Source organism: Bacillus cereus group sp. N11 (genome assembly GCF_016483605.1).
Lineage (GTDB): Bacteria > Bacillota > Bacilli > Bacillales > Bacillaceae_G > Bacillus_A > Bacillus_A toyonensis.
The window spans coordinates 196498-211084 of record NZ_JAEHBN010000008.1 but is presented as its reverse complement, the minus strand read 5'-3'; the positions used below and the strand labels follow the sequence as shown (position 1 = coordinate 211084).

Below are 14587 nucleotides of genomic sequence, written 5' to 3'. Positions count from 1 at the left end.
AGGGGGGAAGATGTGTGAAAGAAGAGAAAATACGTTTACGTAAAAAAATAATAGAACACATGAATTCTTTATCGGAAGAACAGTATACAACTTTATCAGAGCAAATCGCAGTTTCGTTGTATGCGCAAAAAGAGTGGGTTGAAGCTGAAACAATTGGAATCACTCTTTCAATGGAAAATGAAGTGAATACATATCCTATTATCGAAAAAGCTTGGGAAGAAGGAAAGAAAGTTGTAGTTCCGAAGTGTAATAAAGGAACAAGAACAATGTCCTTCCGGCAAATTAGTAATTTTGATCAATTAGAAACAGTGTATATGCATTTGCGTGAACCGATTCCATCGCTTACTGAAGAAGTGAATGCGGATGAAATTAACCTTCAAATCGTACCAGGCGTAGCTTATACAGAGCGAGGAGAACGGATTGGATACGGCGGGGGCTATTATGATCGTTATCTCGTGCATTATAAAGGGAAAACGCTATCATTAGCTTATGATTTTCAAATGGTAAAACAAATTCCAGTGGAACCATTTGATAAAAATGTAGAAAAAATTATTACAGAAAAAGGAACAATGGTTATAAATGGGCTTGTATAGACAAATAAAAATTGACGAGACTTTTTCTTCTTGATTATAATAAAATATGTGAACGTTTTCTTATTATAATTTTTTATAGTAAGTGAGCATAGAGGGTGATGAAATGGTATCTATTTATGATATTCAGCAATTGCTAAAGAAATTTGGTACGATTATTTATACGGGTGATCGAATTGCAGATTTGCAATTAATGCAAGATGAGCTACGTGAATTAAATCAGTCACAGCTAATCGATCCACAAGACTATCAAACAGCTTTATTTTTATTGAAGCAAGAAATTCAAAAAGAGCTAAATAAGAATTAGATAAAGGTAGGTAAGCAACATGGAAGAGAAATGGTTAGTTGGTGTTGACCTTGGTGGTACAACGATTAAATTAGCATTTATTAATGTATACGGTGAAATTTTACATAAGTGGGAAATCCCTACGAATACAAATGAGCAAGGAAAACATATTACACTTGACGTAGCGAAGGCAATTGATAAAAAATTAGAAGAGTTAGGCGAATTAAAAAGCAAGTTAATTGGTATTGGTATGGGAGCTCCTGGTCCTGTGCATGTAGCATCTGGAATGATTTATGAAGCGGTTAATTTAGGGTGGAAAAACTATCCATTAAAAGATTTACTAGAAGTAGAAACAGGGTTACCTGTTGTAATTGATAACGATGCAAACTTAGCAGCGCTTGGCGAAATGTGGAAAGGTGCTGGCGAAGGAGCAAAAGATTTAATTTGTATGACGCTTGGCACTGGTGTCGGTGGTGGTGTAATCGCCAATGGTGAGATTGTACACGGTGTAAGTGGTGCTGCTGGTGAGATTGGACATATTACAGTCGTTACAGAAAATGCTTTCCCATGTAATTGCGGAAAATCTGGTTGTTTAGAAACAGTAGCTTCTGCAACGGGTATTGTGCGTGTTGCTATGCAGAAAATACAAGAGACTGATAAAGAAAGCATGTTACGTTCTATGTTAGCAGAAGAAGGACGTATTACATCAAAAGATGTTTTTGAAGCGCACGGACAAGGTGATGAACTAGCAAATGAAGTAGTAGAAAAAGTAGCTTCTTATTTAGGATTAGCTGTAGCGAATCTTTCTAGTACGTTGAACCCAGAGAAAATTGTTATTGGTGGAGGCGTGTCTAAAGCTGGAGATGCACTATTAGAACCAATTCAAAGTTATTTCGAGCAATATGCTTTCTCACGTGCTGTAAAGAGTACGAAGTTAGCCATTGCAACACTTGGTAATGATGCAGGTGTTATTGGAGGAGCTTGGCTTGTAAAAAAGCACAAATACGAAGCGAAGATGATATAAGTTGTGAAATGTGAAAAGAGGAAGGGGGAAACCCTTCCTCTTTTTGCGTAAAATCTTGATGAAGAATAACATGTAAGTGAATTAAGCTGCTGGCGGATACCCGTTATATAGAACAGTCATGATCGTAAACCATCCGAAAACGAGTACAGTCGCAATTGCAAAGCCGCCTGCGAAAAAGTTCTTTTCGCGAAGTGTTCTAAGCGTAGCAAAAACAGCTAACAGAGTGACAAGCGTAAAAATAATAACAAGGCCCATACAATATCCTCCTCTGTCTACCTATTCTTAAATATGAGTTTTTAGAATATTTACTCTTTTACATTGTACATGTTTTAAAAATGATTGTCGAGATAGCATCCTTTCTTTTCCTAAGAGAAAGAAATGTTGTATCATTAAAAGTAAGTTTAATAACTGGAGGAGATTTTCATATGAAATGGACACAAATGCCGTTAGGACCATTACAAACAAATGCTTATATTTTAACGAATGATCAAAATGAGTGTATTATCTTTGATCCTGGTCATGAAGGAGAGAAGCTCGTTACATATTTACAAGAAGAACAATTAAAACCACTGGCGGTTTTATTAACGCATGCCCACTTTGATCATATTGGTGCTGTTGATGCGGTAAGAGACGCTTTCCATATTCCTGTATACGTACATAAAGAAGAAGCAGATTGGTTAGGAGATGGAACTGTAAATGGCTCTCAAATTTTTATGATGAACCGTAGTATTACAGCTAAGCCAGCGGATCATATTATTGATGCAGAAGGTACATTAACAGTCGGTTCATTTAATTTTGAAATTTTTGAGACGCCAGGACACTCTCCAGGAAGTATTTCTTATTATAGTAAAGAGGCGAATGCAGTGTTCTCAGGAGATGTATTATTCCAAATGAGTATTGGAAGAACTGATTTACCTGGTGGAAGTTTTGCTGAATTAATTGGAAGTATTGAAGAGAAATTATTCGTATTGCCAGATGAAACAGCGGTGCTATGTGGACATGGTCCAGAAACAAGTATCGGTTTTGAAAAAGAAAATAATCCATTTTTACAATAAGGAGTCATTATGGGGATGGAGCTCATTTTAAGAGAATGGATGGGGAAAGAGAAAGATTATTCGATTTCATATAGTACGTATATGAACCTCGTATTGTATGCAGAAGGGCATGGCTATTATATGAAGGACCGTGAAAAGATTGGAAGACAAGGCGATTTTTTTACAAGTAGCAATGTATCCTCTGCTTTTGCAAAAACATTTGCTAAGTTTTTTATTCGTCTTGTTGAGAATGATGAAGTCGCTCCAAATATTTGTGAGATTGGCGGGGGAACAGGAAAGTTTGCCTATGATGTTTTACAAGAATGGAAGCAATTATCTCCGGAAACCTTTATTGATTTAAACTATTCAATGATTGAAGTGAGCCCTTTTCATAGAAAATTACAACAAGAGAATCTGTGCTCATTTTCTAATGTATCGTATTATACATCTTATAGTAAAATGGGAGAGTCATTCGAAGGAATTCTTTTTTCGAATGAGTTATTTGATGCATTTCCTGTTGAAGTAATTGAGAAGAGAAATGGAATGTTGTATGAAGTACGTATTACGTATACAGAGGAAGGGAACCTTGCTGAAGTATGTAGACCGTTAGATAAAAGAATCGGTCGCTACTTACTGAAATATAACATTCATATTGCAGAAGGGCAGCGTTTTGAGGTGCCAATTGCGATGGAAGATTATATAAAAGGAATTGCAAAATGGTTTCAAAAAGGTATATGTATTACAGTTGACTATGGATACACAAAAGCAGAATGGACGTACCCTGCGCATCGAGAAGGAAGTTTACGTGGGTATTATAAGCATAAGTTAATACGTAATCCTTTAGCGTATCCAGGGGAAATGGATCTTACTACTCATATTCATTGGGATGAGTTAAAGGAGATTTTTAACCTTCAGGGAATGAGTGCAGTATGGCATAAGAAGCAATCTGAGTTTTTGTTAGCTGCAGGAATATTAGAACAGCTTACGAGTCATCAAGATACGAATCCTTTTTCTGAAACTCAAAAACAAAATCGAGCAATTCGTTCTATGATTTTGAACGGAGGATTAGGGAATGCCTTTGATGTTGTTATACATACGAAAGACATACAGAATTTACATCTGAATCGGTATTTAACAATATAAAAAACAAGACACAGCATATTTCTGTGTCTTGTTTTTTAATACGACGTATGTAGTATTATATATTTCCTCTCATGATATATATTTATATTAAAGATATGAGATGAAAAATATAGAATACGTTCTTTTTCTCTGTTTATTAGTCCCTAACCTAATAATACGCGAACGAGTTGAATAATTGTTTCGTTTTCTACTTTGTAGTAAATTTCTAATCCTTTTCTTTCACTAGAAACGATTTTAGCACTTTTTAATTTTGCTAAATGCTGTGAAATTGTAGACTGTGGCATGTTTAAGCCAGTGTACATTGTAGAAACGTTGCTTGGACCACGCTCGATTAATCCTTTTACGATACATAAACGAACTGGGTGAGCAAGTACTTTCAATAATTCTGCATTGCTTTCATAAAGTTCTATTTCTTTTTGAAAGGTTTCTAACATGTTCTTTTCCACCTCCGTGTGAGCTGTTATACCATACTATACATACCAAAAAATTAAAGAAAAGAAAACAGTTGTTGCAGAAAAAATTTCCTAAAGTAAAGAAATTGTAAGAAAAGAGACCCTGATGTAAATAAAATAGATAAATTAGCACAGTTTTGTAAAATGACGCTTTTGGGCGAAAATTTTGATGCGTTTTAAAAATTGAAAGATATAGATATATTTGTAACACAATTTTATCATGATTTTCTTATTCTTTCAAATGAATATACAAAATTTTTAAAATAATATGACAAAGGAATTATAATGCTATATATAGAATATAAAACAGGTTAAAAGAAGCCCGATGTAATCAGCTTTTTTATGAGGATAATGAGACACTTGAGTGTAGCTGATTAATCTTAGAATGATCAAGTCATTCGTCATTTATGCTAGAGCTCATCTTTTAGCAACTTTAAAAATCTGTGATTCCATATATTCTCATAAAAGTCAATTGTCTCTTTTGCGGACATAAATGGATTGTTTAATGTAGAAGTTATTTTAGGTGCCATAAAGTTTTCGTACCCTAGTCCGTGAGCAAATTTAATCGTAGCATCCATACAGTACTCTGTTTGGGCGCCACAAAATTCAATACGATGTACAGATAATTGATCTAAAATTTCTTTTAAGTTTGTTTTATAAAATGAATTTGCATGTGTTTTTCTCACAAAGAAATCTTGGTCTTGAACATCTAGATCAGTATGAATAGCCCAAAGTTCTTTTTCGGGTACTAAATCATCATCACAATGTTGAACAAAAATGATTGGTTTATTTGATTTTCTGTATGAAGAAATTCTTTTATTTACTTTTGTAAGCAAGTTTTGTAAATCAAATAAATGCTCTCCGCTATAACATACCCCATTTTGTAAATCGATAACGATTAAAATATCAGAACAAGTATCCATTATTTTTACCCCCTTTTATTTCTTAATATATCGATAAAACCATTATTTGTAAATAAGTGATGTGCTTTTATCCCACTATTTGTGGGAGGCGGGCTGCCCGTAAACGCCCGATTGGTGAAGGCTAATAATGAGTGGGAATGAACAAAACCCCCAATGATTAAATTTTTGTACAGAGATAATAAAGTAGTTTCATTTACAATAAAATTCTTTAAAAAACAATAAAGTTGTTTTATTATAATTGGGGTAGAGTCAAGAAAATACACATTTACAACGATAAGTATTTTGATACAAGTCTTATGAGACATTATGAGGTCTAATTGAAAGGTGATTGGATTATGTACCGATAGGTTTTACTCTATTGAGATTGTGAAGTTTCCTACTTAAACTAACGGGGCAGGTTAGTTAGATAAAGGGATATTTGGATTAAGATAGATGTAAGTAGAAAAACTACTAAAGTAATAAAATTTGCTTCAGTAAAATAAGGTATATTATATTTGTTGAATAGATTCTCTGTAAAGACAAGAAAAGTAGGTGAACAAAGTGGGCAAATATCAATTAGATTACAAAAGTCAGGTAGCTGTGGCAAAGTTTCATGAAAAACAGACGCCTGCCAAATTTGATAAAAAGCAGCAACTTGAAAAATTGCGTGCGGAGTATTTGAAAAAGAAGCAAAAACAAACAGATAAATAATATGTTTTGTTTGTCTGATTGTTTTGTATTCGGTGTAAACAAAAGGAAATAGGTAAGTTATTCATCGTTCAAATATATACAGGCTATTTTTTCAAACATCTTTCTTAATGAACTAACGCATGCGTTAGTTCATTAAGAATAAATAAAAAAGTCGATTCCTTGAGAGGGGAATCGGCTTTTTTTAATAAGTGATATTTCCTTAGCGTTGTAAATCCGCATTTTCCTGACGCTACCCCTCATTAGACTAACGAGGAGGATGGTTGAAGAAGACAAAAAAATTTGAGTACAAAAAGAAAAAACACTAAAAAGAAGATATGAAAACTTAATCTCATATCTTCTTTTCTCTCTACGCATTTACAGGTTCTTCTACATAAGAGAGGGCATTTTCAAAATCGGATATTAAATCGTTAACATTTTCAAGACCGACTGATAAGCGAAGTAATGAATTAGAGATACCTCTTTCATCACGAGCTTTTTGCGACAGTGCGGCGTGGGACATTTTAGCTGGGTAGGAAAGAATCGATTCGACAGCTCCTAAACTCACTGCAAAAACAGGTAATTTTACTTTTGATAAAAATTGGCGGAGTGCATCTTCTGACTGCAAAGTAAACGATAAGACCGCTCCAGCTGACGTTGCTTGAGATTGTTGAATATTAAATCCAAGATGTGTTTGTAATCCCGGATAATAGACATTTTGTACTTTAGCATGCTCTTGTAAATAGTGTGCAATTTTATTGGCATTTGCAGCTGAGTGCTCAAGACGTACATGTAATGTTTTTAGACCGCGAAGTACGAGAGAACAATCTTGAGGTCCTAAAATAGCGCCAAATGCATTTTGTAAAAATCCAAGCTTTTGAGCGAGTTCGGCATCTTTTACGACCGCTAATCCGGCAGTAACATCACTGTGACCAGCAATAAATTTTGTAGCACTATGAAGAACGACATCGGCGCCAAGATCAAGTGGCTTCTGGAATAATGGTGTCAAAAAAGTATTATCAACAAATGTAAGAGCACCAATAGATTTTGCGAGTTTAGAAACCTCGCGAATATCTGTTACTTTTAAAAGTGGGTTAGATGGTGTTTCTACATAAAAGAGTTTCGTATTCGATTTAATATTTTGCTTTATTTCTTCTAAATTGGTCATATCAACAAATGTATGTGAAACACCGTAACGGGAGAGTACTTCAGTTATAATTCGATAAGTGCCTCCGTATACGTCTTCTGAAATGAGAACGTGATCGCCTTGTGAAAGAAGGAGAAAAGCAGTAGAAATCGCTGCAATGCCTGAGGCAAAGGCGAATCCTTTTGTTCCGCCTTCTAATAAAGCAATGATATCTTCCAGAGCTTCACGAGTTGGATTTCCAGATCGGCTATAGTCGTATTTGCCAAAAGTATCTACATCAAACTGGTGAAATGTTGATGTGTTATAAATGGGAACGTTAACAGCTCCTGTTTGTGCATCGTGTTTATATTGGTTGTGTAGTAAGAGTGTATCTATAGAATAACTCATATTCTCACACCTTCTTTTACAAGTTTAATGGCTTGATTTAAGTCTTGAATTAAATCATTACTGTTTTCAATGCCGACGGAGAATCGAAGAAGACGATTACATACACCGTTCGCCGTTCTGATTTCTTCTGGAATATCAGCATGTGTTTGCGTTGCTGGATAAGTCATTAAACTTTCTACACCACCAAGACTTTCGGCAAATGTGATTAAGGATAAAGATTGTAAGAATGGATTAATCCAAGCTTCATCTTTAAGTCGGAATGAAATCATACCGCCTCTCCCTGGATAAAAGACATCTGTCACACCATCCTCATCATTTAAATAAGCAACAACTGCTTTCGCATTTTCTTCATGTTGTTTCATGCGAAGCGCTAAAGTTTTCATACCACGAATTAATAGCCATGAGTCAAATGGGCTTAAGACAGCACCGGAGGCATTATGATAATGAGCGATTTCCTTACAAAGTTCCTTTCCTTTTGCAACGACAAGTCCGCTTAATACATCATTATGCCCACCTAAATATTTCGTTGCACTATGAAGTACGATGTCAGCACCTTCTGTTAATGGCTGCTGTATATAAGGCGTGTAGAATGTATTGTCTACGATAAGAAGTAGTCTGTGTCTTTTCGCTACAGTTGCGACAGCGGCAATATCAGTAACTTGCATTAATGGATTAGTCGGAGTTTCTATGAAAATAGCCTTCGTTTCAGTTGTGATAGCTTGCTCAATTTGTTTAATAGATTGTGTATTTACGTATCTACATCGAACATTCCACTTTTTTTCGTGTTCGGAAAATAAGCGATACGTTCCCCCGTATAAATCTTCGGATACAATAAGTTCATCTCCAGAACGGAATAATGAAAGGACGAGGAGAACAGCTGCCATACCTGAACTACAGGCATAACCTTGTTGGCCATATTCTAAGTCTGCGATTGCCTGTTCTAAAAGACCACGAGTTGGATTTCCAGTTCGTGAATAGTCAAAGCCGGTAGATTTACCAAGTCCTTCGTGACGATAAGCGGTTGAGAAATAAACGGGTGGATTAACAGTTCCTGTTGTAGTTTCGCTACGATTTCCGATTTGTGCTAGTTTTGTTTCGATAGTTGACATGTAAAAATTCCTCCTTTTTAAATTGAACCAGTAGTTGAATATAAAATAAAAAAAGCCTTCTAAGAAGAAGGCTTTCGGATTGAATAGAGTCTTCTTCTCATCTGTCAAATCTTTCACAATTTGCTGGAATTAGCACCTTATTAACAAATGTTAATGGTTGCTGAGGCGTCATAGGGCCAGTCCCTCTACCTCTCTAGATAAGAATGTTCGTATGAAATTTTTATTATGTTTTTAACTTTACAACAAAAGTTAATTGAATTGCAACTTTATTTTAAATAATTTTTATTTTTCCGCAAGTGTCATTGACTTTTATATTTGTGCATGCTAAATTTATAAAAAATTAACAAACATTGTTAAAAGGGGAACGCATTTCCTTTTAGCTACATAAATAAAATAATAAAGACAACTCTTATTGAGAGCGGTGGAGGGAAAGGCCCTGTGAAACCCGGCAACCTTCAAACGAAATGTTTGAAACGGTGCTAATACCTGCAAAACGCATGTTTTGCATAATAAGAGGCGGAACAATTATGTCCCCCTCTTCAAAGTGAAGAGGGGGTTTTTATATTGATAGAAATGAGGGAGATTCGTGAAATTACTAGATTTATTATCAAAAGGAATTGTAATAGGTGATGGTGCGGTTGGAACGTTATTACATTCACATGGTTTGCAAAGTAGTTTTGAAGAATTGAATGTATCTGATCCAGACCTAATTATATCGATTCATAAACAATATGTAGCTGCTGGTGCAGATGTGATTCAAACAAATACGTATGGAGCAAATGAGGCGAAATTACGTATGTATGGCTTAGAAAATCAAGTTGTTCGAATTAATAAAGCGGCAGTGAAGCTTGCAAAAGCATCTGTTACAAACAGAAATGCAATTTTAGGAACAATCGGTGGTATGAAACATATCGGAGCTGTCACAACGACTGATATGGAGCGAGAATTTATGCTACTTGAACAGGCAGGTGCTTTACTAGAAGAACAGGTTGATGGATTACTATTAGAAACTTTTTACGATGAATTTGAATTACTTCATGCCGTTAAAGTATTGCGTAAGCAAACGAATATTCCGATTGTTGCTCAAGTAGCGTTACATGAAGCAGGTACGACTCAAAATGGAAATGATGTCAATGAAATATTAAAGCAGCTTATAGATTACGGTGCAAATGTTGTTGGATTGAACTGTCAACTAGGACCACTTCATATGACAGAAGCTTTCAAAATGATATCGATTCCGCAGAATGGCTATTTATCAGCATACCCAAATGCAGGTCTCCCAAATTATGTGGAGGGACGTTACGTATATGAGGGAAGCCCAGCTTATTTCGAAGCGATGACACCGAAATTTATTGAGCAAGGTATTCGGTTATTGGGTGGTTGTTGTGGTACGACTCCAGAACATATTCAAAGTATGAAGCGCGCTGTTGCGAATGTTACACCTGTAATAGAAAAAGACACAATTCAAAGACCGAAAGTAGTTCATACACACGAGAAGCGTTCGAAGGCACAGGTTACTCTTGCGGAAAAGGCAAAAAAACAAACGACAGTTGTAGTGGAATTAGATCCGCCGAAAACGTTAGATACACAGCGGTTTTTTGAAGGAGCAAGAGCGTTAAAAAGAGCGGGAGCAGACGCTATTACTCTAGCAGATAATTCATTAGCATCGCCTCGTGTTTCGAATATGGCAATGGGCGCACTATTAACGAAGCACGATATTCCAGTATTGACACATTTAACGTGTAGAGACCATAACGTCATTGGACTACAATCTCATTTACTAGGTTTATCAGCGTTAGGTATGGAGGAAGTATTAGCTTTAACTGGTGATCCAGCGCGCGTTGGTGATTTTCCGGGAGCAACTTCTGTATATGATCTGTCCTCTATAGAGTTAATTAAAATGATTAAAGAAATGAACGATGGACGTTCCATTTTAGGGAAATCCATTGGACCGGCAACAAGGTTTTCAGTCGGAGGTGCTTTTAATCCTCACGTAAGGCATTTAAAAGCAGCGGTAAAGCGAATGGAACGAAAAATAGATGCTGGGGCTGAATATTTCTTAACACAGCCGATATATGATGTTGCTTTAATAGAAGAAGTATATGAAGCAACAAAACATTTGGAACAACCTATTTTTATTGGAATTATGCCATTAGTAAGTAAGCGGAATGCAGACTTTCTCCATTTTGAGGTGCCGGGTATTACTCTTCCTGAAGAAATAAGAGAGAGAATGGATGGACACGAAACGAAAGAGGCAGCTATCGAGGAAGGGATTCGTATTTCACAAGAGTTGATCGATGCAGCGATGAAATATTTTAACGGTATCTATTTAATTACACCATTTCTAAAATATGAAATTACAGAACATCTTGTTAAATATGTGAGAGAAAAGCAAGAAGTGAAAGAAGGTATTAATTGATGAAGTGTATAGAAGAAAAATTACAAAATAACATTTTAATATTAGACGGTGCAATGGGGACAATGATACAACAAGAGGACTTAACTGCGGAAGATTTCGGAGGAGAAGAGTACGAGGGCTGTAATGAATATTTAGTAGAAACAAGGCCGGATGTTATTTTAAAGATTCATAAAGCTTATATTGAAGCTGGAGCTGACATTATTGAAACAAATACATTTGGGGCGACAAATATCGTATTAAGTGATTATGAGCTGTCTCATTTAGATGAAGAACTAAATGAAAAGGCAGCACGATTAGCGAAACAAGCTGTTAAAGAAAGCGGGAATGAAGTATATGTTGCAGGTGCGATGGGACCGACAACGAAAGCAATTAGTGTTACAGGAGGAGTTACATTTGAAGAACTAATAGAAGCTTATACTAGGCAGGCGAGGGGATTATTAAATGGCGAAGTTGATGTGTTACTCGTTGAGACGAGTCAAGATATGCGTAATGTGAAAGCAGCTTATATTGGAATTCAAGCTGCTTTTGAAGAACTAAATAAAATTGTTCCTATTATGATCTCTGGGACGATTGAGCCGATGGGGACGACTCTGGCTGGGCAAACAATTGAGGCTTTTTACTTATCCGTAGAACATATGAAGCCATTATCTGTTGGATTAAACTGTGCGACTGGTCCGGAGTTTATGAGAGACCATATTCGTTCTTTATCTGATTTATCGGAGTGTTACATTTCTTGTTATCCAAATGCAGGTCTTCCTGATGAAGATGGACATTATCATGAATCTCCATCTTCTCTCGCTGAAAAAGTGAAGCGATTTGCTGAAGAAGGATGGATTAATATTATTGGTGGTTGTTGCGGCACAACACCAGAACATATAAGAGCAATGAAAGAAGCGCTAGCATCTCTTACACCGCGTGAGCAAAATGAACGAGCCGGACATGGAATTAGTGGATTAGAGGCGCTGCAATATGATGAGTCTATGAGACCGTTATTTGTGGGTGAAAGAACGAATGTTATAGGGTCACGTAAATTTAAACGATTAGTGGCAGAAGGTAAATTTGAAGAGGCTGCTGAAGTGGCAAGAGCACAAGTGAAGAAAAATGCTCATATTATTGATATTTGTATGGCAGACCCTGACCGTGATGAAATAGAAGATATGGAAAAATTCTTATCAGAAGTTACAAAAGTGTTAAAAGTACCGATTATGATTGATTCAACAGATGAAAATGTAATGGCGAGAGCACTTACTTATATTCAAGGGAAAGCTGTTATTAACTCTATTAACTTAGAAGATGGAGAAGAGCGTTTTGAAAAGGTAACGCCACTGCTTCGCAAGTATGGTGCCGCAATTGTAGTTGGGACAATTGACGAAGATGGTATGGCAGTAAGTGCTGAAAGAAAACTAGAAATTGCGAAAAGAAGTTATGAATTATTGACGACGAAATATGGTATACGCCCGTCAGATATTATTTTTGATGCACTTGTATTTCCAGTGGGGACAGGTGATGAAGAATACATCGGTTCAGCGGCAGCGACGATAGAAGGAATTCGACTTATTAAAGAAGCGTTACCAGAATGTTTAACGATTTTAGGTGTGAGTAATATATCATTTGGTTTACCACCAGCTGGACGTGAAGTGTTAAATTCTGTCTTTTTATATCATGCAACGAAAGCAGGATTAGATTATGCGATTGTTAATACTGAGAAATTAGAGCGCTATGCGTCAATTCCAGAGGAAGAAAAACGTCTTGCAGATGCATTATTATTTGAAACGACGAAAGAGACGTTAGAAGAATTTACGAATTTTTATCGTGTTGCTAAAAAGAAAGAGGTTGTTGTTCAAGAAACATTAACGCTTGATGAGCGACTAGCCAACTATATTGTAGAAGGTACAAAGCAAGGATTACATGAAGATTTAAGTCTCGCGCTGACAGAGGGAAGAAAACCTTTGGATATTATTAATGGTCCACTTATGGCAGGAATGGATGAGGTGGGACGATTATTTAATAATAATGAACTTATAGTTGCTGAAGTATTGCAAAGTGCTGAAAGTATGAAAGCTGCTGTAAGTTATTTGGAGCCGCATATGGAATCTAGCGATAGTGCGAAAAAAGGAAAAGTATTATTAGCGACCGTTAAAGGGGACGTACATGATATTGGGAAAAATCTTGTTGAAATTATTTTATCAAATAACGGATATGAGATTATTAATTTAGGAATTAATGTTCGTTCGGATCGAATCGTTCAAGAAGTGCAAGAAAAAAAACCTGATATTATAGGTCTTTCTGGCTTGCTAGTAAAATCAGCACAACAAATGGTAACAACTGCTGAGGATTTAAAAGCGGCGAATATTGATATTCCAATTGTTGTTGGTGGTGCAGCGTTAACGAGAAAGTTTACAGATAATCGTATTTCTCCATCGTATAAAGGGCTCGTATGTTATGCGAGCGATGCGATGACAGGTCTTGATATTATTAATAAGCTTCAAAAAGAAGAAGAGCGTGAGAAGATGAAACAGGATAAAAAAGAACGTCATCTTCATATCGTAAAAAAAGAAGAGAAGAAAGTGGAAATTCCAGCAGTAATTGAGCCATTACCAAAATCAGAGGTTATGGTGCCTGATTCAACAAAACGAATTGTATTACGAGATGTTCCTGTCTCACATCTTGCCCCATTTTTAAATAGACAAATGTTACTTGGACATCACCTTGGATTAAAAGGAAATGTGAAGAAGCTTTTGAAAGAGGGGGATAAAAGAGCGCACGAATTAAATGATTTAATAGACGAATTATTGGTGGAAGGACAATCTTGGTTAAAACCGAAAGCAGTGTATCAATTTTTCCCAGCGCAAAGCGATGGACAAAACATCGTAATATATGATCCGGAAGATCATACGCGCGTAATAGAGCGTTTCACATTTCCTAGACAAGGAAAAGCACCATACCGTACTTTAGGTGATTATTTGCGCCCTATTGGAGATGAGATGGACTATGTCGCTTTCTTATCTGTTACTGTTGGGGAAGGAGTTCGGGATATTGCTGAGGAGTGGAAGGCGAAGGGAGATTATTTACGCAGTCATGCAATTCAATCGTTAGCGCTTGAATTAGCAGAGGGGCTTGCTGAAAAAACACATATGCTCATTCGTGACCGCTGGGGCATTCCAGATTCACCTGAACTGACGATGGAAGAGCGTTTCCGTACGAAATATAGAGGAATACGTGTGTCATTTGGTTATCCAGCATGCCCAGAACTTGCGGATCAAGAAAAATTGTTCCGTCTAATTCATCCAGAGGAAATAGGTATTTCATTAACGGAAGGATTCATGATGGAACCAGAAGCATCAGTAACGGCTATGGTATTTTCTCACCCTGAGGCAAGGTATTTTAGTGTACTATAGTGTAGAAGG

At 36.3% G+C, this 14587-nt stretch carries 13 protein-coding genes and 2 riboswitches; of the genes, 8 read left to right on the top strand and 5 right to left on the bottom strand.

The genetic code is table 11. The annotated features are described in order from the left end of the window. Positions 1-14: 14 nt before the first annotated feature. From JDS98_RS15605 to glcK, 3 genes are all read left to right on the top strand, one after another. Positions 15-593 (top strand): 5-formyltetrahydrofolate cyclo-ligase, encoded by a 579-nt coding sequence (locus JDS98_RS15605; protein ID WP_000656839.1) that lies wholly within the window; start codon positions 15-17, stop codon positions 591-593. Positions 594-696: 103 nt separating this feature from the next. Next, positions 697-897: a YqgQ family protein gene (locus tag JDS98_RS15600; protein ID WP_000253699.1), complete on the top strand. Its 201-nt coding sequence runs from the start codon at positions 697-699 to the stop codon at positions 895-897. A gap of 19 nt (positions 898-916) precedes the next feature. Next, positions 917-1900, top strand: coding sequence for a glucokinase (gene glcK / locus JDS98_RS15595; protein WP_000391710.1), 984 nt, complete (start codon positions 917-919; stop codon positions 1898-1900). A gap of 81 nt (positions 1901-1981) precedes the next feature. Here glcK and JDS98_RS15590 read toward each other — a convergent pair whose 3' ends face one another. Further along, positions 1982-2155 (bottom strand): DUF2759 domain-containing protein, encoded by a 174-nt coding sequence (locus JDS98_RS15590; protein ID WP_000524850.1) that lies wholly within the window; start codon positions 2153-2155, stop codon positions 1982-1984. Positions 2156-2325: 170 nt separating this feature from the next. Between JDS98_RS15590 and JDS98_RS15585 the strand changes: the two genes are divergently transcribed. Together JDS98_RS15585 and JDS98_RS15580 are read left to right on the top strand one after the other, a co-directional pair. Next, positions 2326-2955 carry an MBL fold metallo-hydrolase gene (locus JDS98_RS15585; protein WP_000872319.1) on the top strand — a complete coding sequence of 210 codons (630 nt, stop codon included), beginning with the start codon at positions 2326-2328 and terminating at the stop codon, positions 2953-2955. Positions 2956-2964: 9 nt separating this feature from the next. Further along, entirely contained in the window at positions 2965-4077 is a 1113-nt protein-coding gene (locus tag JDS98_RS15580; protein ID WP_070173777.1) for a class I SAM-dependent methyltransferase, read from the top strand. Between the two features lie 143 nt (positions 4078-4220). Here JDS98_RS15580 and JDS98_RS15575 read toward each other — a convergent pair whose 3' ends face one another. Both JDS98_RS15575 and JDS98_RS15570 read right to left on the bottom strand, forming a co-directional pair. Next, positions 4221-4511, bottom strand: coding sequence for an ArsR/SmtB family transcription factor (locus JDS98_RS15575; protein WP_000894375.1), 291 nt, complete (start codon positions 4509-4511; stop codon positions 4221-4223). A 428-nt stretch (positions 4512-4939) separates the two neighbouring features. Then, positions 4940-5452: a cysteine hydrolase family protein gene (locus JDS98_RS15570; protein WP_000379181.1), complete on the bottom strand. Its 513-nt coding sequence runs from the start codon at positions 5450-5452 to the stop codon at positions 4940-4942. Positions 5453-5992: 540 nt separating this feature from the next. Here JDS98_RS15570 and JDS98_RS15565 point away from each other — a divergent pair. After that, on the top strand, positions 5993-6142 hold the full coding sequence (locus tag JDS98_RS15565) for a hypothetical protein (RefSeq protein ID WP_000521653.1): 150 nt from the start codon (positions 5993-5995) through the stop codon (positions 6140-6142). Positions 6143-6488: 346 nt separating this feature from the next. Here the strand turns inward: JDS98_RS15565 and metC are convergent, their stop codons facing one another. Together metC and metI are read right to left on the bottom strand one after the other, a co-directional pair. After that, positions 6489-7652 (bottom strand): cystathionine beta-lyase, encoded by a 1164-nt coding sequence (gene metC / locus JDS98_RS15560; RefSeq protein WP_000122267.1) that lies wholly within the window; start codon positions 7650-7652, stop codon positions 6489-6491. After that, a complete protein-coding gene (gene metI, locus JDS98_RS15555) occupies positions 7649-8761 on the bottom strand; it encodes a cystathionine gamma-synthase/O-acetylhomoserine thiolyase (RefSeq protein ID WP_199634024.1) in 1113 nt (370 codons plus the stop codon). The genes metC and metI overlap by 4 nt, the downstream gene beginning before the upstream one ends. 94 nt (positions 8762-8855) lie before the next feature. Next, a riboswitch (SAM riboswitch) is annotated at positions 8856-8965 on the bottom strand. A 202-nt stretch (positions 8966-9167) separates the two neighbouring features. Next, positions 9168-9277: riboswitch (SAM riboswitch) on the top strand. Between the two features lie 70 nt (positions 9278-9347). On the opposite strand from metI, the gene JDS98_RS15550 reads away from it, so the two are divergent. Both JDS98_RS15550 and metH read left to right on the top strand, forming a co-directional pair. After that, a complete protein-coding gene (locus JDS98_RS15550; protein ID WP_199634023.1) occupies positions 9348-11180 on the top strand; it encodes a bifunctional homocysteine S-methyltransferase/methylenetetrahydrofolate reductase in 1833 nt (610 codons plus the stop codon). Then, complete coding sequence (gene metH, locus JDS98_RS15545; RefSeq protein WP_098137350.1) at positions 11180-14578, top strand: methionine synthase; 3399 nt, start codon at positions 11180-11182, stop codon at positions 14576-14578. Before JDS98_RS15550 ends, metH begins: the two co-directional genes overlap by 1 nt. The last annotated feature ends 9 nt before the right edge of the window (positions 14579-14587 follow it).